29 protein-coding genes are annotated in these 19,645 nt (G+C 67.1%); 15 read left to right on the top strand and 14 right to left on the bottom strand.

Features of this window, described 5'->3' with window-relative positions; all coding sequences use genetic code 11:
* Window positions 1–42: 42 nt before the first annotated feature.
* Window positions 43–1,374 (bottom strand): FAD-dependent oxidoreductase, encoded by a 1,332-nt coding sequence (locus U3A55_RS01470; RefSeq protein WP_330989746.1) that lies wholly within the window; start codon window positions 1,372–1,374, stop codon window positions 43–45.
* 97 nt (window positions 1,375–1,471) lie between these two features.
* Here U3A55_RS01470 and U3A55_RS01465 point away from each other — a divergent pair, with 97 nt between their 5' ends.
* Genes U3A55_RS01465 through U3A55_RS01455 form a run of 3 tightly spaced genes read left to right on the top strand, consistent with a single transcriptional unit; the run spans window position 1,472 to window position 2,424 of the window.
* Window positions 1,472–1,756 (top strand): DUF357 domain-containing protein, encoded by a 285-nt coding sequence (locus tag U3A55_RS01465; protein ID WP_330989745.1) that lies wholly within the window; start codon window positions 1,472–1,474, stop codon window positions 1,754–1,756.
* A gap of 46 nt (window positions 1,757–1,802) precedes the next feature.
* Window positions 1,803–2,195, top strand: a complete 393-nt coding sequence (locus tag U3A55_RS01460) for a DUF2267 domain-containing protein (protein WP_330989744.1) — start codon at window positions 1,803–1,805, stop codon at window positions 2,193–2,195.
* 43 nt (window positions 2,196–2,238) lie between these two features.
* Window positions 2,239–2,424, top strand: a complete 186-nt coding sequence (locus U3A55_RS01455) for a DUF7836 family putative zinc-binding protein (RefSeq protein WP_330989743.1) — start codon at window positions 2,239–2,241, stop codon at window positions 2,422–2,424.
* On the opposite strand, the gene U3A55_RS01450 is transcribed toward U3A55_RS01455, so the two are convergent.
* Window positions 2,421–2,819 (bottom strand): translation initiation factor IF-2 subunit beta, encoded by a 399-nt coding sequence (locus U3A55_RS01450; RefSeq protein ID WP_330989742.1) that lies wholly within the window; start codon window positions 2,817–2,819, stop codon window positions 2,421–2,423. The two genes, U3A55_RS01455 and U3A55_RS01450, sit on opposite strands and share 4 nt — an antisense overlap.
* A gap of 126 nt (window positions 2,820–2,945) precedes the next feature.
* On the opposite strand from U3A55_RS01450, the gene U3A55_RS01445 reads away from it, so the two are divergent.
* On the top strand, window positions 2,946–3,179 hold the full coding sequence (locus U3A55_RS01445; RefSeq protein ID WP_330989741.1) for a UPF0058 family protein: 234 nt from the start codon (window positions 2,946–2,948) through the stop codon (window positions 3,177–3,179).
* Between the two features lie 39 nt (window positions 3,180–3,218).
* On the opposite strand, the gene U3A55_RS01440 is transcribed toward U3A55_RS01445, so the two are convergent.
* Window positions 3,219–3,554, bottom strand: a complete 336-nt coding sequence (locus U3A55_RS01440; protein WP_330989740.1) for a DUF555 domain-containing protein — start codon at window positions 3,552–3,554, stop codon at window positions 3,219–3,221.
* A 94-nt stretch (window positions 3,555–3,648) separates the two neighbouring features.
* Here U3A55_RS01440 and U3A55_RS01435 point away from each other — a divergent pair, with 94 nt between their 5' ends.
* From U3A55_RS01435 to U3A55_RS01415, 5 genes are read left to right on the top strand one after another with little or no spacing between them, the layout of a single operon-like run.
* On the top strand, window positions 3,649–4,539 hold the full coding sequence (locus tag U3A55_RS01435; protein ID WP_330989739.1) for a DNA-3-methyladenine glycosylase family protein: 891 nt from the start codon (window positions 3,649–3,651) through the stop codon (window positions 4,537–4,539).
* Between the two features lie 25 nt (window positions 4,540–4,564).
* Window positions 4,565–4,843, top strand: a complete 279-nt coding sequence (locus U3A55_RS01430) for an acylphosphatase (RefSeq protein WP_330989737.1) — start codon at window positions 4,565–4,567, stop codon at window positions 4,841–4,843.
* A 39-nt stretch (window positions 4,844–4,882) separates the two neighbouring features.
* Window positions 4,883–6,310 (top strand): NAD(P)H-hydrate dehydratase, encoded by a 1,428-nt coding sequence (locus tag U3A55_RS01425; protein WP_330989736.1) that lies wholly within the window; start codon window positions 4,883–4,885, stop codon window positions 6,308–6,310.
* Window positions 6,303–6,785 (top strand): cyclic pyranopterin monophosphate synthase MoaC, encoded by a 483-nt coding sequence (gene moaC / locus U3A55_RS01420; RefSeq protein WP_330989735.1) that lies wholly within the window; start codon window positions 6,303–6,305, stop codon window positions 6,783–6,785. The genes U3A55_RS01425 and moaC overlap by 8 nt, the downstream gene beginning before the upstream one ends.
* A 57-nt stretch (window positions 6,786–6,842) precedes the next feature.
* Window positions 6,843–7,640: an SDR family NAD(P)-dependent oxidoreductase gene (locus tag U3A55_RS01415; RefSeq protein WP_330989734.1), complete on the top strand. Its 798-nt coding sequence runs from the start codon at window positions 6,843–6,845 to the stop codon at window positions 7,638–7,640.
* A 40-nt stretch (window positions 7,641–7,680) separates the two neighbouring features.
* On the opposite strand, the gene hflX is transcribed toward U3A55_RS01415, so the two are convergent.
* Window positions 7,681–8,988: a GTPase HflX gene (gene hflX, locus U3A55_RS01410; protein WP_330989733.1), complete on the bottom strand. Its 1,308-nt coding sequence runs from the start codon at window positions 8,986–8,988 to the stop codon at window positions 7,681–7,683.
* A gap of 81 nt (window positions 8,989–9,069) precedes the next feature.
* On the opposite strand from hflX, the gene U3A55_RS01405 reads away from it, so the two are divergent.
* The 4 genes from U3A55_RS01405 to U3A55_RS01390 all read left to right on the top strand — a co-directional run bounded on the left by U3A55_RS01405 (window position 9,070) and on the right by U3A55_RS01390 (window position 11,532).
* Window positions 9,070–9,390: an FUN14 domain-containing protein gene (locus tag U3A55_RS01405; RefSeq protein WP_330989732.1), complete on the top strand. Its 321-nt coding sequence runs from the start codon at window positions 9,070–9,072 to the stop codon at window positions 9,388–9,390.
* Between the two features lie 211 nt (window positions 9,391–9,601).
* A complete protein-coding gene (locus U3A55_RS01400; RefSeq protein WP_330989731.1) occupies window positions 9,602–10,354 on the top strand; it encodes a hypothetical protein in 753 nt (250 codons plus the stop codon).
* Between the two features lie 119 nt (window positions 10,355–10,473).
* Window positions 10,474–10,860, top strand: coding sequence for a group I truncated hemoglobin (locus U3A55_RS01395; protein ID WP_330989730.1), 387 nt, complete (start codon window positions 10,474–10,476; stop codon window positions 10,858–10,860).
* Window positions 10,861–10,905: 45 nt separating this feature from the next.
* On the top strand, window positions 10,906–11,532 hold the full coding sequence (locus U3A55_RS01390) for a helix-turn-helix domain-containing protein (RefSeq protein WP_330989729.1): 627 nt from the start codon (window positions 10,906–10,908) through the stop codon (window positions 11,530–11,532).
* Here U3A55_RS01390 and U3A55_RS01385 read toward each other — a convergent pair.
* The 7 genes from U3A55_RS01385 to U3A55_RS01355 form a co-directional block, all read right to left on the bottom strand.
* Window positions 11,529–12,254, bottom strand: a complete 726-nt coding sequence (locus tag U3A55_RS01385; RefSeq protein WP_330989728.1) for a ribosome assembly factor SBDS — start codon at window positions 12,252–12,254, stop codon at window positions 11,529–11,531. The two genes, U3A55_RS01390 and U3A55_RS01385, sit on opposite strands and share 4 nt — an antisense overlap.
* Window positions 12,255–12,333: 79 nt before the next feature.
* Window positions 12,334–13,101, bottom strand: a complete 768-nt coding sequence (gene psmA, locus U3A55_RS01380) for an archaeal proteasome endopeptidase complex subunit alpha (RefSeq protein ID WP_330989727.1) — start codon at window positions 13,099–13,101, stop codon at window positions 12,334–12,336.
* A 3-nt stretch (window positions 13,102–13,104) separates the two neighbouring features.
* Window positions 13,105–13,584 carry an Rpp14/Pop5 family protein gene (locus U3A55_RS01375; protein ID WP_330989726.1) on the bottom strand — a complete coding sequence of 160 codons (480 nt, stop codon included), beginning with the start codon at window positions 13,582–13,584 and terminating at the stop codon, window positions 13,105–13,107.
* A complete protein-coding gene (locus U3A55_RS01370) occupies window positions 13,581–14,237 on the bottom strand; it encodes a class I SAM-dependent methyltransferase (protein WP_330989725.1) in 657 nt (218 codons plus the stop codon). The genes U3A55_RS01375 and U3A55_RS01370 overlap by 4 nt, the downstream gene beginning before the upstream one ends.
* The gene (locus U3A55_RS01365) at window positions 14,221–14,916 is read right to left on the bottom strand and encodes an RNase P subunit p30 family protein (protein ID WP_330989724.1); all 696 of its coding nucleotides are present in this window, start codon (window positions 14,914–14,916) and stop codon (window positions 14,221–14,223) included. Before U3A55_RS01365 ends, U3A55_RS01370 begins: the two co-directional genes overlap by 17 nt.
* Complete coding sequence (locus U3A55_RS01360) at window positions 14,916–15,332, bottom strand: RNA-binding protein (protein ID WP_330989723.1); 417 nt, start codon at window positions 15,330–15,332, stop codon at window positions 14,916–14,918. The genes U3A55_RS01365 and U3A55_RS01360 overlap by 1 nt, the downstream gene beginning before the upstream one ends.
* Window positions 15,333–15,494: 162 nt before the next feature.
* A complete protein-coding gene (locus U3A55_RS01355; RefSeq protein ID WP_330989722.1) occupies window positions 15,495–15,683 on the bottom strand; it encodes a DUF1918 domain-containing protein in 189 nt (62 codons plus the stop codon).
* Window positions 15,684–15,838: 155 nt separating this feature from the next.
* Between U3A55_RS01355 and U3A55_RS01350 the strand changes: the two genes are divergently transcribed.
* The gene (locus U3A55_RS01350) at window positions 15,839–16,399 is read left to right on the top strand and encodes an NUDIX hydrolase (protein ID WP_330989721.1); all 561 of its coding nucleotides are present in this window, start codon (window positions 15,839–15,841) and stop codon (window positions 16,397–16,399) included.
* Here the strand turns inward: U3A55_RS01350 and U3A55_RS01345 are convergent, their stop codons facing one another.
* The 3 genes from U3A55_RS01345 to pyrB form a co-directional block, all read right to left on the bottom strand.
* Window positions 16,400–17,227 carry a hypothetical protein gene (locus U3A55_RS01345; RefSeq protein WP_330989720.1) on the bottom strand — a complete coding sequence of 276 codons (828 nt, stop codon included), beginning with the start codon at window positions 17,225–17,227 and terminating at the stop codon, window positions 16,400–16,402.
* 186 nt (window positions 17,228–17,413) lie between these two features.
* The gene (gene pyrI / locus U3A55_RS01340) at window positions 17,414–17,872 is read right to left on the bottom strand and encodes an aspartate carbamoyltransferase regulatory subunit (protein WP_330989719.1); all 459 of its coding nucleotides are present in this window, start codon (window positions 17,870–17,872) and stop codon (window positions 17,414–17,416) included.
* The gene (pyrB, locus tag U3A55_RS01335; RefSeq protein WP_330989718.1) at window positions 17,869–18,771 is read right to left on the bottom strand and encodes an aspartate carbamoyltransferase; all 903 of its coding nucleotides are present in this window, start codon (window positions 18,769–18,771) and stop codon (window positions 17,869–17,871) included. Before pyrB ends, pyrI begins: the two co-directional genes overlap by 4 nt.
* Window positions 18,772–18,847: 76 nt before the next feature.
* Between pyrB and U3A55_RS01330 the strand changes: the two genes are divergently transcribed.
* Complete coding sequence (locus U3A55_RS01330; protein ID WP_330989717.1) at window positions 18,848–19,408, top strand: nucleotide-binding protein; 561 nt, start codon at window positions 18,848–18,850, stop codon at window positions 19,406–19,408.
* Window positions 19,409–19,645: the final 237 nt, after the last annotated feature.

The following is a 19,645-nucleotide window of genomic DNA, read 5'->3' as shown; positions in this document are numbered from 1 at the left end:
TCGAACGCCACGAACCGAGGGAAAATAAACAGTTCGGTGGTTTCAGTCGTCCGCGGGCGCCTCGCCGCTCGCCGGTTCGGACTCCGCGAGGTCGGCTTCGGTTTCGAGCCACGCGTCGCAGTCGAGCGCGGCCTTACACCCCATGCCGGCCGCCGTCACCGCCTGCTGGTAGTGGTAGTCAACCACGTCGCCCGCGCCGAACAGGCCGGGGACGCCGGTCGCGGTCTGCCCGCCACCGGTGCCGCCCTGCGTGACGATGTATCCCTCGTCGTCAAGTTCCACGTCGGTGCCTTCGAGGTAGCCCGTGTTCGGCGTGTGACCGATAGCGACGAAGAACGCGCCCACGTCGAGGTCGAACGACTCCGTCTCGGCGTCGTCGAGTTTCTCCGACGGGTGGCCGGCGGGGTTCCGCACGAGACTCACGGACTCCACGCCGTCCTCGGGCGACCCGTGGACTTCAGTGGCTTCCGTGTTCCAGAGGACTTCCATGTCGCCCTCGTCGACGTGCTCCTGAACGCGTTCCTGCCAGTAGTCCTCCGCGCGGAGTTCGTCGCGGCGGTGCACGAGGTACACCGTGTCCGCGAACTTCGTGAGGAAGCTCGCTTCCTCCGCCGCCGCGTCACCGCCGCCGACGACGACCATGTCCTCGCCGCGGAAGAACGCGCCGTCGCACGTCGCGCAGGTGGAGACGCCGTACCCCATCAGTTCGTCCTCGCCCGGGATGCCGAGCGTTCGCGCGCTCGCGCCCGACGCCGCGATGACCGAATCGGCCGTGTACACGTCGCCGTTCGCGAGTTCAACGCGGAACGGCCGCTCGCTGTCGTCCACGTTCTCGACGACGCCGTGATTTAGCTCCGCGCCGAAGCGCTCGGCCTGCTCCTTCATGTTGTTGATGAGGTCGGGTCCCGAGATTCCCTCCGGGAACCCCGGATAGTTCTCGACGTCCGTGGTGAGCGTGAGCTGGCCGCCCGGCTCGTCGCCCTCGAACAGGAGCGGGTCGTTGTTCGACCGCGCCGCGTAAATCGCCGCTGTCAACGCCGCGATACCCGTGCCCGTGATGATGAGCTTCCGGTGCTCCTCGACGTCTCCAGCGACCTCACCGCCGTCTTCGATGCCGAGTTTCTCGTCGAGTTCGCCGGTCTGGTCGAGTTCGTGCGTGTCGTCCCAGCCGCCGATGAGTTCGTCGTCGATGAACACCTCGGGCGCGGTCTCCCGGCCGTTCGCGCGCTCCTTCATCTCCGCGAACGTCTCGGGGTCGCCGGTGACGTTGTACGTCACGTACTCGACGCCCTTCGCGTCGAAGAGGTCCTTCGCCTTCTCGCAATAGGGACAGTCGGTCTTCGTGTATATTTCCACGTGGGGCTGCTCGCTCATGCTTCGAATTCGGGCCCGTGGAAGTATGTAGGTTGCGCTGGCGCGGAGTCCCGCCGGCAGTCGAAGCGCTTACCCGGCCGACTCGCTCCCTCCCGGTATGGCCGCAGACCTCGAAGAGAAGACCGAGCGATACGAGCGATTGCTCGCGGAGGCGCTGGACGCGGCGGAGGTCGCGCCGCCCGCGGACACGCCGCTCGGGGAGGCCGCGCTGGAGTTCGAGGAGATGGCGCAATCCTACCTCGAAGACGGCCGGCACTTCCGCGAACAGGACGACCTGGTGAACGCGCTCGCGTCCTTCTCGTACGGTCACGGCTGGATGGACGCCGGCGCGCGCATCGGCGTGTTCGACGTGCCCACCGAAGGCCACCTGTTCACGCAGTAGCCCGGCCACCACGATTTTTTACGGGGCGCGGAAAGCCACGAGTGTCATGAACCACGACGAATTCGTGGGCGAAGTCCAGCATCGAGCGGAACTCCCGTCGCGCGGTCGCGCCATCCGGGCGACCCGCGCGGTCCTGACGACGCTCGGCGAGCGCCTCCAGCCGAACGAGGCGAGCGACCTCGCCGCGGAACTCCCGCTCGAAATCGATTACTTCCTGCACAACGCGGACTCCGGCCAGATTTTCGACTACCAGGCGTTCACGCGGCGCGTCGCGGAGCGCGCGAACGCCGACCCCGCTGACGCGCACTACTACGCGCAGGTCGTGATGGACGTCACGAGCGAAGCCGCGCAATCCAGCGAACTGCTCGACGTGACGAGCCAGCTCCCCGAGGAGTACGACGACCTCTTCGACCTCGTCGGCGAGGACTACTACGAGTGATCCGGCGGTAATCTTTTTCCGAACACCTCCCCCACACCGAACTATGGCACACGAAGCGTACGTGCAGTTGCTCTGCCCCGAATGCAGCAAGGACTGGGAGATGACGCCGAGTGAACTCCCGGCACACGACGAGAACTACAACTGTCCGGACTGTCACGCGACCCGGCGCACGGCCGAGTTCATGCGGACGGACCGCGACCTCGAAAACCTCAAAGAACTCCAGAGTTAGACCGCCGAGCGCGCGCCGCACGCCTCGCAGTGGAGGCGTTCCGTCCCGTTCTCCGTTTCGAGGTTCGTGTCCGGAAGCCCGCACTCGGGACACAGAACGTAGGTGTCGACGTAGTCGTCGAGCACGGCTTCGACGCGGCCGGGGCCGAACTCGCCCGTGAAGCGCGCGCGGCCGCTCTCGTCTATCTGCGCGCTCGTCGCGAGTTCGTCCTGCACAAACTTGAGGACGTGCTCCTCGTCCCGGTCGAGCCGGTCGAGGGTCTCCTGGAAGTTCTCGTAGACGGTGACGTTCCCCTCCTTGCGGACCGTGGGTTCGGGAACGTCGAACCGGCTCTCGCTCCCGGCGACGTCGGGCTTCTCGCTCATCGCTCGGTCGAGTTGCTCCTCGTAATCCATACCGGGAGTTGGGGCGAGAGGACGTAAAAGCGGTTCGGCACGAGACGGGCTGAGCTACCCACAGAGAAGTGTGTTAACTCTCCTCAAGATACTACTAAGTCCCCGTAGCCGTTAGAACGTTTTGTCATGAAGAAGCAGGAGCTCATCCACCTGCACGGACTGCTCGCGGAAGTAAGCAACTTCTACGAGGGGGTGGAGGACGACGGTGTCTCGCTTGACAAATACCAGGACCTCGGCGTGCGACCGACATCTATCCACAAATCGAAAACGGAACACAAAGCGGCAGTGTTCGCGCTGGCGTCCGGCATCACGACGTCCGTGGAGTCCGAGGCCGAGACGGTTGCGGCCCAGGCTGACTAAACCATCGAGAGTTCTCGCGGCATACATAACCCCGCGTAGCTACGCGTCCGTCACGTCCAGCACCGAGAGCGGGATGTCAGTGAGGTGTTGTCCGAGCTCCGAGCGCGCGATGCGGGCGGCGTGTTCGTCGCGGTCGACGTTGTAGACGGTGAGTTCGAGTTCGAGCGCGACCAGTCCCTCGTCCGCGGCGACGAACGCGGCGTCCTCGGTATCGCCGCAGTTCGGGCACTCGCGGGTCGCCGGCCCGATTTCGACGTAGTTCAGGTCGGGGTTGAGGAGTTCCCCGGTTTTCGAGATGGCGATGCGGACGGCTTCGTCGGGCGTCTCGACGTCGTAGACGGGAACAGCGGCCTCCAGGACGACGCGGCGGTCCATAGCGGGGCGTCTCTCCCGGGCCGCTATAGTTCTTTGCCCCATGACACCACGCGAGACCGACGGACACTTGCCCGGGACGCGACCGAGAAGGAGTATGGAAACCGGGTCGATACCCCTCGACTCCCTCGCGTCCGCGCTCGACCTCCAATCCACGCTGGAGTCCGGCCAGTCCTACCTCTGGACGCGCGAGGACGGCGCGACCTACGAGACCGACGGCGCGCACGGCGGCGACGCGTGGTACGCGACCGTCGTCGACGGCGAAGTGATTCGGGTGCGTCAGACCGACGCCGAACTCGCCTGGGAGTCCACCACGGACGCCGACGACCTCCTCTACGACCTCCTCAGACTCGACGACGACCTCGACGAGATACGCGCCGCCGCGAACACGGACGACCTCATCGACGCCGCGTACGACCGTTACTGGGGGATGCGAATCGTCTCCGACCCCTTCTTCGGCTGCCTGGTATCGTTCATCTGCTCGGCGCAGATGCGGGTCGAGCGCATCTTCGGTATGCAGGAATCGCTCAGAGAAGCGTACGGCGAGCGAATCGAGTTCGACGGCCGCACCTACCACGCGTTCCCGACGCCCGACGCGCTCGCCGAGACGACCGAGGACGAACTCCGCGACCTCGGCCTCGGCTACCGCGCGCCCTACGTCCAGCGCACCGCCGAACTCGTCGCGTCCGGCGAACTCACCAGGGACGATATTCTCGGACGGGACTACGAGGACGCTCGCGACGCGATGACGGGGTTCGTCGGCGTCGGCGAGAAGGTCGCGGACTGCGTGCTCCTGTTCAGCCTCGACTACCTCGACGCCGTCCCCCTCGACACCTGGATTCGAACCGCCATCGAGGACTACTACCCCGACTGCGCACGCGGGAACTACGCCGACACCTCGCGCGCGCTCCGCGAGCAGTTCGGCCCGTACGCCGGCTACACGCAGACCTACCTCTTCCACCACCTGCGGAACGGCGGCGGAAGTTAAGGAACGCGCGGCACAAGCGCCGGGTATGAGCGAGCGAACCCGCGCGCACGTCTTCGTCTCCGGGACCGTACAGGGCGTCTACTACCGGGCGAGCACCCGGGACGCCGCACGCGAGCGCGACGTGGACGGCTGGGTGAAGAACCTCGCGGACGGCCGCGTCGAGGCCGTCTTCGAGGGTGAGGCGGACGCCGTGGAGGCGATGGTGGAGTGGTGTCACACGGGCAGTACGGCCGCCGAGGTCAAGGATGTCTCCGTGGAGTACGGAGAGCCGGAGGGGTTCGAGTCGTTCGAGATTCGGCGGTAGGCCCGCGGATTTACGGCGGGCGAGCGGGTAGGCACAGCCATGATTTCGAGCAGGCGGATGGCCGCCGTGGACGAGAACGCGGAGGCGCTCGGCGTCTCCCGCAAGCAGCTGATGGAGTCGAGCGGAAACGCCGTCGCCCGCGAGGTCCGCGACCTGACCGACCAGGGCGCGTCGGTCGCGGTCGTCGCAGGCCGGGGGAACAACGGCGGGGACGCGTTCGTCGCCGCGCGCTTCCTCTCCGACTACGACGTGTCCGTCCACCTCCTCGGCCGCCGCGAGACCATCACCACCGCGATTAGTCGGGAGAACTGGGACGCGCTCACGGAGAGCGACATCGCCGCAGAGGAAGTCTCGGACTCGCGCGCGCTCGACCTCGGAGAGCCGGACGTGATCGTGGACGCGCTGCTGGGGACGGGCGTGTCGGGCGCGCCCCGCGAACCCGAAGCGTCGGCCATCGCCGCCATCAACGCGGCTGACGCGACCGTCGTCTCCGTGGACGTTCCCTCGGGCATGGACGCGGACACGGGCGAGGCGCCGGGAGCGGTCGTGGACGCCGACCGCGTGGTGACGTTCCACGACGCGAAACCCGGCCTGGCGGACAAAACCGTCACCGTCGCGGACATCGGCATCCCCGAGGCCGCAGAACTGTTCGTCGGGCCGGGCGACCGGAACGTGCTCGGCCGCGACCCGCAGGCGCACAAGGGCGACTTCGGGAAGGTTACGGTCATCGGCGGCGGCCCGTACACTGGCGCTCCCGCGCTGTCCGCGCAGGCGGCGCTCCGCTCCGGCGCTGACCTCGCGTACGTCGCGTGCCCCGAACCCGTCGCGGACGCCGTGCAGGGGTACAGCGAGGACCTCATCGTCGAACCGTTCGTCGGCACGCGCCTCCAGCCGACGCACGTCGAGGACCTCCTCGACCGCACGAGCGACCGCGACGTGGTCGTCCTCGGCCCGGGTCTCGGCGACGCGGACGACACCCTGCGTGCGGTCCGGAAGTTCCTCGCGGGCTACGAGGGGCGCGCGGTCGTGGACGCCGACGCCCTCCAGGTCGTCCCCGATGTCGACACCGAGGCGACGCTCGTCTGCACGCCCCACCAGGGAGAGCTCGCGAAGATGGGTGGCCCCCGCGAATCCGAGTGGCGCGACCGAATGGCTGCGGTCGAGTCGTTCGCGGCCGACCTCGGGCACACGGTCCTCGTGAAGGGCGCGCACGACATCGTCACCGACGGGGAGACGACCCGCGCGAACCGCACGGGCAACCCCGGAATGACCGTCGGCGGAACCGGGGACGTGCTCGCGGGCGCGACCGGCGCACTCCTCTCCGTCACCGACCCCGTGGGGGCGGGCGCGCTCGCCGCGTACGCGAACGGCCGCGCCGGCGACGCCGCCATCTCCGAGAACGGCTACGGCCTGCTCGCGAGCGACCTGCTTACGAGGCTCCCACACGCACTCTACGACGATGACTGACGACGACCTGACGCACACCACGGACGAGGGCGACGTGCAAATGGTGGACGTTGGCGAGAAACCCGACAGCCACCGGCGCGCCGTCGCACGCGGGGAGATTCACCTTCGGGAATCGACCGTGGACGCGATTCGCGCGGACGAAATCGGGAAGGGCGACGTGCTCGCCACCGCCCGCGTCGGCGCGGTACAGGCCGTGAAACACACGTGGGAGACGATTCCGATGTGTCACCAGATACCCATCACGAACGTCGACACCGAGTTCGCGCTCGAAACCGAGAGGGTTTCGCTCGAAGTCGCCGTCGAGACCACCGGGAAGACCGGCTGCGAGATGGAGGCACTGGAGGGCGTGACGACGGGTCTGAACGTCGTCTGGGATATGGTAAAAGCCGCCGAGAAGGACGACGAGGGCCAATATCCGGGGACGCGTATCGAGAACGTCGAGGTCGTATCGAAGGAGAAGCACACGCTCGAGTAGGCGGCGAGCGTCACGGCGGTCGTTACGCCTAACGGTTCGACGCACGCACCTGCGCGTATGGATCTCGGAATCGACGGGAAGGCCGCGATCGTCACCGGCGGAAGCAAGGGGATCGGGAAAGCGATCGCCGAACGGCTCGCCGGGGAGGGCGCGCAGGTCACGGTCTGTGCGCGCGGCGCGGACACGCTCGAAGCTGCCGCGGCGGAGATCGACGGCGACGTCCTGCCGGTCCAGGCCGACGTGACCGACCAGGAGGACGTGGATCGGTTGGTCGCGCGGACGGTCGAAGAGTACGGAACGGTCGACGTTCTCGTGAACAATGTCGGGACGACCGCGAGCTTCGACCCGCTCGACAGCGTCCCCCGCGAGGAGTGGGAGTTCGTCATGGAGACGACGCTCTTCTCCGCGATGGCGGTGACGAAGACCGCGCTCCCCTACCTCCGCGAGGACGACTGGGGACGCGTCGTGAACGTCGCGTCGGACGCGGCGCTCATGCCGCACGCGAAGATGCCACAGTACAGCGCCGCGAAAGCCGGCCTCGTGAACCTCACGACGAACCTCTCGCGCGCGTACGCTGACGACGGCCTGCTCGTGAACGCGATCGCCCCGGGAACGACGATGACGCCGCTCGTCGAGGAGATGATGGCGGACATCGCCGAAGAGCGCGGTATCACGGAATCTGAGGCCGTGCAGGTGTTCCTGGAGGAGGAAAAACCGATGATCGACATCGAGCGGTTCGCCGATCCCGAGGAGGTCGCGGGCGTCGCGGCGTTCCTCGCGAGCGACGTCGCGTCCTACGTCACCGGCTCGACGTACCGCATCGACGGCGGGGCGATTCCGAGCATCGACGTGTGACGGCCAGGGCGCAGTATCGAAGCGAGCGTCCGACGGCGTGTCAGGCTTCGGCGAGACTGCTCGCCTTCGAGCGCGTCTTCTCGACGACGCTCGGACGGGCCTCGAAGTCCACGACGACCTCGTCGTCGCCGTAGGACACGTCGCGGACGTGCGCGTTGTCGTGCACCCAGGAGACGACGCTCATCGTGTCGTCCGTCAAGGGGAGGACGAGGCGTTCGCGCTCCCGGGTAGGGAGTTCGCCGTGAATACGCTCGCGGAGCGCGTCGAGGTTCAGTTCCTCCTTTCCGGAGACCGCGACCGGGTCGGGTGCGAGCGCGGAGAGCGCCTCGCGCTTCTCCGCGAGCTCGTCCGCCGGCACCTCGTCCACCTTGTTGAGCACGGTGACGATGGGTGCCTCGTTGCGCTCGTAGAGCGTGTCGTGGCTCGTCACGAGTTTCTCCCGGATGTCCTCGACGGACTCGGTGGCGTCCACGACGAGCAGCACGAGGTCGGACTGATAGACGGACTCCAGCGTCGACTTGAACGACTCGACGAGCCAGTGCGGGAGGTCGCTGATGAACCCGACCGTGTCCGTGAGCAGGACGTCCCGGTGGTCCATGTCGAGACGGCGCGTCGTCGTTCCCAGCGTGGTAAACAGCCGGTCCTGGGACTCCGCGGTGGTGTCGAGGTCGGGGTGACGCTGGTCGTTCTCGTCGACATCGAGGTCGGCGGCGAGCGACCGCATCAGCGTGCTCTTGCCGGCGTTCGTGTACCCGGCGAGCGCGACCAGGTCGAAGCCGGATTCGCGGCGCTGGTCGCGCCGGTGTTCCTCCGTTTTCTCGATGTTCGAGAGTTCGTCCCGGATGCGGCTGATGCGGTCCTTGATGTCCCGCTCGCGGGACTCGTCGTACTCGCCGAGCCCCATGAACCCGGGTTTCTCGTCGCGCTTCGCGAGGCTGGTCTTCGCCTCGGCGCGCGGGAGTTCGTACCGGAGTTCCGCGAGTTCGACCTGCAGCTGGGCTTTCCGGGTGTGTGCGCGCTGGCCGAAGATGTCGAGGATGAGCGTGAACCGGTCCACGACTTCCACCCCGTCCGGGAGGTTCCCGCCGAGGTTGAATATCTGGTAGGGGCCGAGCCGGTTGTCGAACACGACCGTGTCAGCGCCGGTGTCCCGGACCAGCGTCGCGAGTTCCTCGACCTTCCCCTCACCGAGCTGGAGCGCGGGGTCGGCTTTGCGTGCCTGCGTGACCTCTCCGACGACGTCGTAGTCCGCCGCGCGAACCAGGTCGCGAATCTCGTCCGTGTTCGCGGTGCCCGAGTCGACGCGCTTCGCGACGACCGCCGTGTCGGGTGTACGTTCGCCTGTCACTCACACGAGGGTAGGGGCTGAGAATACTTAAGCATCGGGCGCGACACAAGAGCCTTAAAAGCGGGCGACGACGGGTAGAGTATGGCAGTCAACATCGACCCGACCTCCCTCGGCATCGAGTTCGGGAGCGGCGCCGTCATCGGCGGCATCATTGGGTTCGCGGCGAAAAAGGTCGCGAAACTCATCGCCATCCTCGTCGGCCTCGAACTCGCGCTGTTCAAGTTCCTCGAATCCCGCGGCATCCTCACCGTCGACTGGGAGCGCCTCACCGCCGGTGCGGTGAAAGCAAGCGAGGCCGCACAGAACGGCACCCCGCCCGAGTGGATAAACACGATTCTCTCTACGCTCTCCGTCTCCGCCGGCTTCACGGGCGGTTTTTTCCTCGGGTTCCGGCGCGGATAGCGGTTTTTCCTCCAGGTTTTCCGGGTACGCGAACGCACACCCGGAAAAAGTGGGGGTTCACGGGCGGTTTTTTCCTCGGGTTCCGGCGCGGATAGCGGTTTTCTCGGACTTCCGCCGTGCGTTGGGTGAGCCAGCGCCTTCCGCGCCATGTGTACCCATACCACTACTATAAGCGAAATTACTTATCCGAAGGATGCTTCGATTCGAAAGCATGCGAAGGACTGCCCTCCTCGCCGTGGCGCTCGCAGCCATGCTCGCACTCGCGGGCTGCGGCGGCACCAGCGGGACCACGACCGCACCGACCACGAACACGACCACGACGCAGGCCTCCGTCGACTACCCGCCGGGCGTCAGCGCTGACGGCGTCGAAAGCGGATTCGAACTCACCGGCGCGCACGCCGAGACGCTCCGGACGGCGGACTACACGGTCACCGAAATCACGTCCATCCGCGTCAACGGCTCGGGATACAAAGCGTACATGCAGACCACGAAAGCCGCCGGCGACACCATGTCGGCGTCCCGAAGCTACAGCGCGACTCCATCGGGTAACAACGTCAGCAGCGCCGAGTTCTGGGCGAACGCCAGCACCGGCGTCATCCAGTACACGCACGACGACGGCAACACGACCACTACGACCGTCGGCAGCGCGGGCGACACCGACCTCGTCCGCACGCCCGACCAGTGGAGCGAGTCCCTCTACACGCTCGTCGCCTCCGGCCAGCTAGAGGTGTCCGAGACCGACGAGGGTAACTTCGCGCTCCGCGCGTCCGGCCCCCTCAACGTCACCACGGACTACGGCGAGGTCACCACCGAAACCCTGACCGCGACCGTCACGCCCAACGGATTCGTCACCGACATCTCCGTGAGCTACACGACGACGATTAACGGCGAAACCGCGACCGTCTCGAAGCAGTTCGCGTTCGAACGGGGCGACGTAACCGTCACGAAGCCCACCTGGGCATAACAGCGAGAACGACGTTCCTTCTTTCGCGCACACCCGACAGCCCTGGCTCTTGGTAGCACACCATCGCGAACACGTTCGGGAGTAACTACACCGGTCGCGCGCTCGAACCACCGCGTGCAATGTCTCAGAGCATCTACGCGGAAATCGGCGGCCGTGAAGCGGTCGAGGCCGTCGTCTCCGATTTCTACGACCGCATGTTCGCCGACGACGACCTCACGCCGTACTTCGAGGGCGTCGACAAACAGGCGCTGTTCGCCCACCAGGTCCAGTTCATCAGCGCCGTCGCCGGCGGCCCCGTCGAGTACGACGGCGAGGACATGGACGCTGCGCACGACGGCATGGGCATCACGCACGAGGCGTTCGACCGAACCGCGGAGAAGCTCGAAGCCGCGCTCCGCGAGAACGACGTGCCCGACGAACACATCGCGACGATTCTCGACGACGTCGAAGCACTCCGCGACCCCGTCGTCGAGGAAGACGTCGCCGCCCCGGCGGGCGCGGTGTAGGCGGTCATCGGCGGAGTTTTTTCGCTGAGCGCCGTAGCCGTGAGCGTGCCGCGCGCGACGCTCTCCATCACGCTCCCCGACGAGATGTGGCTCGCTCCCGTCACCCGCGAGAACCCCGACGCGACGTTCCGCGTGCTCTCCGCGCTTCCCGCCGAGGACGGCGCCGGCGTCGGATTGGTCGAAGCACGAGACATCCCGCCAGAAACGATGCGGACCGTCGTCGCGTCGAGCGACGCGCTCCGCGACGGCGACGTGCTCCCGGCCGAGGACGGCGTGCTCGTCCAATTCGAGACACGCACGCCGACCCTGCTCTCCGCGACGCGCTCCGCAAAACTCCCGCTCGACTTCCCATTCGAAGTCAGCGACGGCGTCGCACGCTGGACGCTCACAGCCACCCACGAACGACTCACACGGCTCGGCGACGAACTCGACGCGCGCGGCGTCGACTATCGACTGGAACGCCTGGACGCGGACGCCACCAGGAAACCCGACCCGTTGACCGACCGCCAGCGCGACGTGCTAGAAGCGGCCGCCGCGGCCGGCTACTACGACGAACCGCGCGCGTGCTCACTCACCGACGTGGCGGACGACGTAGGGTTGGCGAAATCAACAGTCAGCGGTATCCTCCACCGCGCGGAACGCGCGCTCGTCGACGCCTACTTCGACGCTTAGCGCGTCGACAATTCGTCTTTCTCCTTGATGATTTGAGTCTCCGCCTCGCCGCTCGTGTGCTCGTTCACGAGGTCGTAGAACTCGTTCTGCATCCCCGCCGGGAACGTGAGAACGCCAACCCAGGAACCGTCGGCCTGCCACTCCTCGCGCTCCAGGTCGCCGAACTGCCGAATCTGCGCCTGCGCGCTCCCCGCGTAGTCCGCCGGCACCTGCACCGCCACCGTCACCTCGTCGAACCGAATCGGAATCACGGGCCGCAGCGCGTCAAGCGCGTCGTCCACCTGGTTCTCCACCGGCTCCATCGGGTCCACCGTGAACCCCGCCTGCTCCAGCGCGTTCTCGATGCGGTCCGGCGGATGCGGCGCGTTATCCATCTGGGGGTTCACCGCGTTCCGCGCGATGGTGTTGATGAGCTGCTTGCGCTTTTGCTCCTGCATCTCCTGTCGCTGTTCGGCCGTAATCTGAATCTCCCCGCGTTCGACGACCTCGGGGATGATTTCGAGCGGGTCCGTCGTCCCGAACACCTCCTCTAAGTCCTCCTCCGCGGGCCGGTCACCGCGGCTGGCGTTCTCGAACACGTCCCGCGCGGCGATGACGTCTTCCAGGTCGCCGTCGAACTCGCCGCGCTTCATCGCGAGCGCCGCGTCCGGGTCGATAAGCACCTCGAACCGTTCGCCGTGGGACTCCAACCGTGCGGTGACGGCTTCGTCGAGCGAAATCATATCCGAGCGTACGCGCCCTGCCGGGAAAAAGGTGGTAGCCGCGGCTCGACGGTTCGAGAAACAAAAGACTGCGACGGGGTTACTCGTCGGGTTCGTTGGTGTCGTCCGCGGAGTCAGCCTGCAGGTCGAACTCGTCGAGGTACTCGTCGATCTCGTCGTTCGTCAGTTCGACGAAGCTCCGGGACTCCGCGTCCACGGTGGCGACGCCGATACCGGACGCGGTGAGACCCTCCTCGTGGGTCTCCGCGAGCGAGCGGAGCGCGAGGCCGACAGCCTCGTCGAGCTCCAACTCGGGGTTGTAGTTATCCTCCAGGTAGCCCTGGATGTCGTCGCGGCCGGATCCGATAGCGAGTGCCTTCCACTCGTTCGGCGTGCCGGACGGGTCCGTCTCGAACAGCCGGGGGCTGCCGTCCTCGTCCACGCCGCCGATGAGGAGCGCGACGCCGAACGGCCGCGCGCCACCGACCTGCGTGTACTGCTGGATGTGGTCGGTGATGTCCTTCGTCAGCGTCTCCACGCCGATCGCCTCGTCGTAGCGGAGGCGGTTGACCTGCGCGTTCCGGCGCGCGAAGTCGATGAGCTGGCGGGCGTCGGCGACGTGTCCTGCGGACGCGATACCGATGTGGTTGTCCGCCTTGTGAATCTTCTCGACGCTCGTCTCCTCCATCAGGGAGGAGCGGATGCGCTTGTCCACGAGGAGGACGACGCCGTCCTCGGCGCGCACCCCGATGGATGCGGAGCCTCGTTTGACGGCTTCCCGGGCGTACTCCACCTGGTAGAGCCGACCGTCCGGGGAGAAGATAGTGATACCTCGGTCGTATGCTTGCTGTTGGTTTTGACCCTGCATAGTTTAGTCCAAATCAGAGCGGGTCGCGCCCACGTACGCACCCTCGACGTCGATGTCGATGCGGCCGTCGCGAGCGACGGCGCGCCGGGTGGCGTTCCTGAACACGACTTCTTCCTCGCCCGTACTTAAACTCGCGCGTCCTAAATAGTTTTCTTCCGCGGCACGCACCGTCCCCGAAACCCCGCGGACGGCGACGCGAACCACCTCACCGTCGACGGCGTTCACGCACGCGAGCGCCGCTCGCGCCTCGCTCACGTTGCCGCGGCGCGCCCGCACGATGGCCTCGCCCGCCCCGTCCTCGAACGCGAACGAGAACACGCGGAGGTCGGCGTCCGCGCTCCCCGGGTCGCCGAGGAGGTTCCCGGCCGCGTACCAGAGCGCGCGCTGGAAGTCGCTCCGCGAGAACGCGGCGTCCGGCCAGCCTTCCAGTTCGACAGCGAGGTACCGCCACCGCGGCCGCAGGTGCTTCGGGAGGTGCTTCATACGCGCTCGGCGACCAGCACCCCCACCTGGTCGTGCACCATCTCGACCGCCGTGAGCGCGTATCCGGCGTCCGTGAACGCGTCCGCGAGCACTCCCACAGTCGCCGGGTCGTCCACGTCGGGACTGAAGAACGGCTCGTCCGAGTTCGGCTCGGCTCGCGGCTCCTCACCGCTCGCGTCTTCCGGAACGCGTAGCGTCCCGTCGAACAACATCACGTCCCCGAGCACGATTTTGTCGGGGTCGAGGCCGGCGATGACGTCGATGGCCTCGCGCTTCTCGTCGTCCGCGAGGTGGTGCATCGCGAAGTTCGAGGCCACCACGTCGACGGAACCGTCGTAGTTCGGAGCGCGGAATCGTCCCTCCCCGAACTCGACGTTCGAGACGCCGCGCTCGGCCGCCTTCGCGCGGGCTTCCTCCATCATCCCCTCGCTGATGTCGCGGCCGACTACGCGGCCCGCCGCGTCGGCGACGGCGAGCGCGATGGCGCCCGTCCCCGTCGCCAAATCGAGCACCGTCTCGTCGCCCGCCAAGCCGCGCGTGGCGTGCTCAACGACGAGGCGGACGCACTCGTTGTACTCCTCGCTCTTGTTCTCGTCGTACTCCGCGGCGATGTCGTCGAAGCGCGCGGCGTGCTCGTCAAGCGTCTTCTTCATACCGTCCCCTACGCACGCCGGGCGCTATGAAGTCGGCGGACATCCGCTCCCGGTTCCGCGCCGCGAGCACGCCCCACTCCCGCAAGCCGGCGCGAATCCACTCCTCGCTGAACCCCGCTTGCTCGCCGACGGCGACGAGTTCGCGAGGCGCACGAACGGCCAGGTGGCTCTCCGGCGCCGCGCTCACAACGTACGGCGCGTCGTAGTGCTCGACGATTTCCCGGAGTTTCCGGAGGCCGCGAAGCGCCTTCACGCGCTCGCCGCCCGACTCGCGCAACACCGGCCCGAAATCGAACTCCACGCGCACCGCGTTCCGCTTCGCCGCCTTCACCACCACGTGATTCACCTCGCTCCCCGGCCGCGAGAGCACGTCCACCTTCTCCTCCTCCGCCACATACCGATTAAGCGTCGCGTTCCCGCCCCGCACGCAGAGGACCGTCACGTCCGACCGGAGGTTCGCCACCGCGCCACTCGCCCCCGTTGGGTCCTCGGCGTCCACCGTCACGCCCCGAACCACGTCGATACCGTGCTCCTCGCGGACCTGCTCCGGGTCGTAGTCGGGCCGGGCGCCCGCGCGATTCCGTACGACCACGCCGTCGTACGCCATGCCCGCGAGCGTCTTCGCGACGCGAGAGACCGTGCTCGCGCCGTCCGGATGCGCGAACGCGGCCTCGTACATCACAGCGCCTCGCGAGCGTTCTCCAGCGCCGCCTCGCGCTTCGCCGGGTACGCCTCCACCTTCGCCCGCAGCGAGATTCCGTCGCCCAGTTCGGCGTCCCCCTCGAACGCGGCCTGTTTGTCGAGGTGCGCGAAGAACTCGCAGTTCTCCGTCACGCGGTCGTCTAGTTCGTCGCGCAGTTGGTCGATGTCCGCGCCCTCGCGCAGCCGTTCGAGCACGTGGCGCAGGTCGTCTGCCAGCTCCACGCGCGCCGAGAACACCACGATTCGGTCCCCGTTGTGCCCGCGGCTCTCCGCGCGCTGCACGTCCGTCTCCTCCGGTAGGAAGTGTCGGAGCGCGGCCTCGACGCGCTCGTCCGCCTCCGTCTCGTAACAGAACGCCCGGAGGTCGATGTAGTGGAACGGAACCGAACTCATTACCCGCTCTACGCACCGCAGGGAGAAAAACGCGGTTGTTCGCGGACCACCCGCACTCGCTCGCGGCGTCGCCGCTCGCTGTTCAGCGAACTCTTCGAGTTCGCTTACTCGCGCCTCACTACCGTTCAGCGCTCGTCCGTGCAGCGAAGCCTTCGGCTTCGCTTACTCCTCGTCTTCGACGGCTTCGAGGTTATCCTCGGGAACGCCCGCTTCCTGACCGTCGTCGAACGAAATCGTGTAGTTCGCGTCGCCGAACATCGTCTCGACCTTCTGCGTGATTTCGCCCGTCTCGCCGTCGTAATCGCTGTGCTCGTCGTGCAGTACGACCGCGTCGCCTTCTTCGAAGCTCATACCCCCGGATTCCCGCGGCCCGGCCAAAAGCCCCCCGGTTCGCCCCGACAGAAACGTTATGCCGCATTGTCGGCAACATAAACCCATGACACTCCACGCCCACACCACGCGCACGCCGAACCGCCAGCGGAGACACACGCACAAACCGCCGAGCAATGCCGATTGACGACACGTGGTTCCTCGCGCAGCGCGCGGAACAGACCGCCGAACGCGCCTTCCACCGCATCAGCGAGGCGCACGACGACTTCATGGAGTTCTCCCGCACGCGCCACGTGGACCGCCGGCGCTTCCGCACGCTCGCTGAACGCATCGAGGAGACCGGCGCACCGTTCGGCGCGCACACCATCGTCTACCGGCCGTCCGGCGAACTCCTCCTCGTCCGCCACGACGGCGTCGACCTCTGGGTGCTCCCCGGCGGCGGCGTCGAAACCGACGAAACCTACCGCGAAGCCGCCGAACGCGAACTCGACGAGGAAGCCGGCGTCGACGCCGCCTACCGCGGCCTCGCGATGCTCACCCGCATCACCGTCCGCTCCGGCCCCTACGAAACCCAGGGCGTCCTCCCCGTCTTCGCCGCCGACGCCACCGACTGCACCGCCCCCGAAATCAGCGACCCCGACGACGAAATCAGCGCCGCCCGCTGGTTCGACGACCTCCCCGACGACACCCGAGATAGGGACGACCTCGAACAGTGGCGGAACCGCGTGCTCGCCTGACTACTCCCCGCCGAACTCCACTCCCTCCCGCGTCTCCGCGTCAATGCGGCGGAGCGCGGCGCGGGCGTTACCGGCGTGGTAGCCGAAGAACACGTCGTTCGCGTACTCCTCGGCGACTTCGGTCGCGTGGAGGAGGTTGTCGATGTCGATGTCGACGGCGTAGAGTTCGACGCTGAACGGCGTGTCGAGGAGGGACTGGAAGCCCGAGGCGATGGTTTCGAGCCAGTACGTCGTCCCGTAGTTCGTGTCGTAGATGGGGACGACGAACTCGTCCACGTACTCGCTGAGCGCGTCGATGTCGAGGCCGGCGCGCTCGTAGAGGTGGCCGGGATAGGGGTCGGGGTAGAGCGTGAAGTAGAGGTCGCCGGGGACGCGGTCGCGCACTTCGGCGACGAACTCCGTGATGACGGACGCGCGCCAGTCGTACCAGTCGTCGACCTCACTTTCCGCAAATCGCTGTTCACAGCGCTCGCAGTGACAGTAACCGTCCCGGGGGAAGCCCACGTCGTCGAGGCGCACGTCGTCGTTCGCGATGGTGCAGGCCTCGATGACTTCGATGAGGCCATTCTTGTAGTTCGACGCGGTGGGGCAGACGTACCCCCAGTCGAAGTACGTGCGCTCCTTCGTCGCCTCGTTCCCCTCGGCGTCCACGGGAACGAGGCCGGGTTCGGTTTCGGCGGTGGCGGTGTCACCGAAGCAGGACACCATGTTCACGCCGTTCTCCACGGGGTCGGTGTGGCGGCCCGTGACGTCCTTCACCTCGTAGAACCCGCGGTCGAACTCCGGCCAGTCCAGTTCCTCGGCGTTCCGCGTGACGACGCCGTACATAGAAACGGGGAGGGCCGCAGGAAGGGTAAGTGGTTCGTTAGTCGATGCGGTCGACGGCTTCCTCGTCCTCGTCGCTTCCTGTGAGGAACTTCACCGCGACGTAGAGCAGGATGAGGGCGATACCGACCTTCAGGAGCTTGCGTGCCATACCTGACAATAGACCGCCACCCTCCTTAGTGTTAGGGCTTACGTGAGCAGGTGGTCCGTCAGGTCGTCCCGCACGATGGTCTCGCAGTACGCACAGCGCACGCCCTCGGAGAGCACGTCGAAACGCGGCCGGACGGGCTCGTCGTCGTTCGTGATGCAGTCCGGGTTCGGGCACGCGAGCACGCCCGACACCGTCTCCGGCGGTTCGACGTGCTTCTTCTCCACGACCTCGTACTCGCGGATGATGTTGATAGTCGCGTCCGGCGCGATGAGTGACAACACGTCCAGTTCGTCCTCGGAGAGTTCGCGGCCCTCAACCTTCACCACGTCCTTCTTCCCCATCGTCTGACTCGGGACGTTCATCCCGAGGCTCACGGTCTCGCCGCCCGAGCCGTCGATTTCGAGGAGCGCGAGGACGTGCAGGGCTTCGCCCGCGTTCACGTGGTCGATGACGGTTCCGTTACGAATCTTGCTGACGCGGAGTTCGGTGTCTGTCATAGCAGGGAGTCGAGGAGGGCCATTCGGACGGGAACGCCGTTGTGCGCCTGACTGAAGTACGTCGCGTGCTCGGTATCGTCGAGTTCGGGCGCGATTTCGTCCACGCGCGGGAGCGGGTGCATGATGGAGAGGTCGTCCCGGGCGCGGTCGAGCGTGTCGGCGTCGATACTGTACTTCCCGGCGACCTTCCGGTACTCCTCCTCGTCCGGGAAGCGCTCGCGCTGGATGCGCGTGACGTACAGCACGTCGAGGTTCGGCAGCACGTCCTCCAAGCTCTCGTGTTCGCGGACGTTCGCGCCGGCCTCGTGGAGGTCGTAGCGGACGCTCCGCGGGAGTTTCAGGGATTCGGGGCTGATGAAGTGCTGGCGGGCGTCGAACTTCGTCAGCGCGTGCGCGAGCGAGTGCACGGTCCGGCCGTACTTCAGGTCGCCGAGGATGCCGATGGAGAGGTCGTCCAGACCGGCGTTCTCCCGAATCGTGTAGAGATCGAGGAGGGTCTGACTCGGATGGTGGCCCGCGCCGTCGCCCGCGTTCACCACAGGCACGTCCACGTACTCGCTCGCGAGCTGGGCCGCGCCCTGTTTGGGGTGTCGGAGGACGATTGCGTCCGCGTACCCCTCGATGACGCGCACCGTGTCAGCGAGCGACTCGCCCTTCTTCACCGACGACGACTCCACGCTCCCCATGTCGACGATGTCGCCCCCCAGGCGCTTCGCCGCGGTCTCGAAACTCATCTTCGTGCGCGTGCTCGGCTCGAAGAAGCAGAGCGCGAGCAACAACTCGGGGTGTCGCTCCCGGAACGCCGCGGGGTCGGCCGCGAACTCGCTCGCGCGGTCGAGCACGGCCTCGATGTCAGCGCGCGTGAGTTGTTTGGCGGTCAGCAGGTGGTCGTGACGCATCACCGAGTAGGGGGTGCGCCGCTACCTTGAATCCCCCGACCCGGAGTTGAAATAGGAAGCCGGCACATCCCGAGGCGTGCTCGCCGTCACCGGCGGAAAGGGCGGAACGGGAAAGACCACGACGACGCTCGGCCTCGCGGCCGCGTACGCCCGCCAGCGCCGCCGCCCCACCGTCGTCGACGCGGACCGCGACATGCCGAACCTCGCCATCGCCGCCGAGGCCGCCGGCCTCACCGGCGTCGACGTGGTCGCGAACCGCAACGGCCGCCACGTCAGCGAGGCCCTCCCGACTCGACCGCCCGGTCCCGTACTCGTCGACTGTCCGGCGGGCGCCGGCCCGGACGCGATCGACCCCGTCCGTCGCGCCGACCGCGCCGTCGCCGTCACCACCGGCAGCCGCGAATCCGTCGAGGACGCCCTCAAAACCGCCGAACTCGCGCGCGCCGTCGGCACGCCGATAGCGGGACTCGTCGTCACGCACCGCGGACGCGTCCCGGACGGCCTCGCCGAAACCATCGGTGCCGACCACGCAGTCGCAGTCCCCACCGTCGAAGAACCGCTCACAGCCCCGAACGCAGCCGCCGCCTACGGCCGACTCGCCGACGCGCTCCAGCCCCGCCGCTCACCGAGAAAATAACTGGAAAAACGGTGGAACGGCACACCAGTCGCGCTTCGCTGACTCGCAGCCTCGGCGCTCGCCTGTTCGGTCGCGCGAAGCGCAGCCTACTCGCGCCTCACTACCGTTCAGCGCTCGTTCGTCCAGCGAAGCCTGCGGCATCGATAACTCGCGGCTTCGCCGCTCGTCCGTGCAGCGAACTCTTCGAGTTCGCTTACTCGCGCCGCGCCGACTCGGCGCTCTCGTGTTCGGTCGCGC

The sequence above is a fragment of the Salarchaeum sp. III genome (assembly GCF_036418315.1).
GTDB lineage: Archaea > Halobacteriota > Halobacteria > Halobacteriales > Halobacteriaceae > Salarchaeum.
The sequence above is the reverse complement of the archived record's forward strand: the minus strand, read 5'-3'. Positions and strand labels throughout refer to the sequence as shown.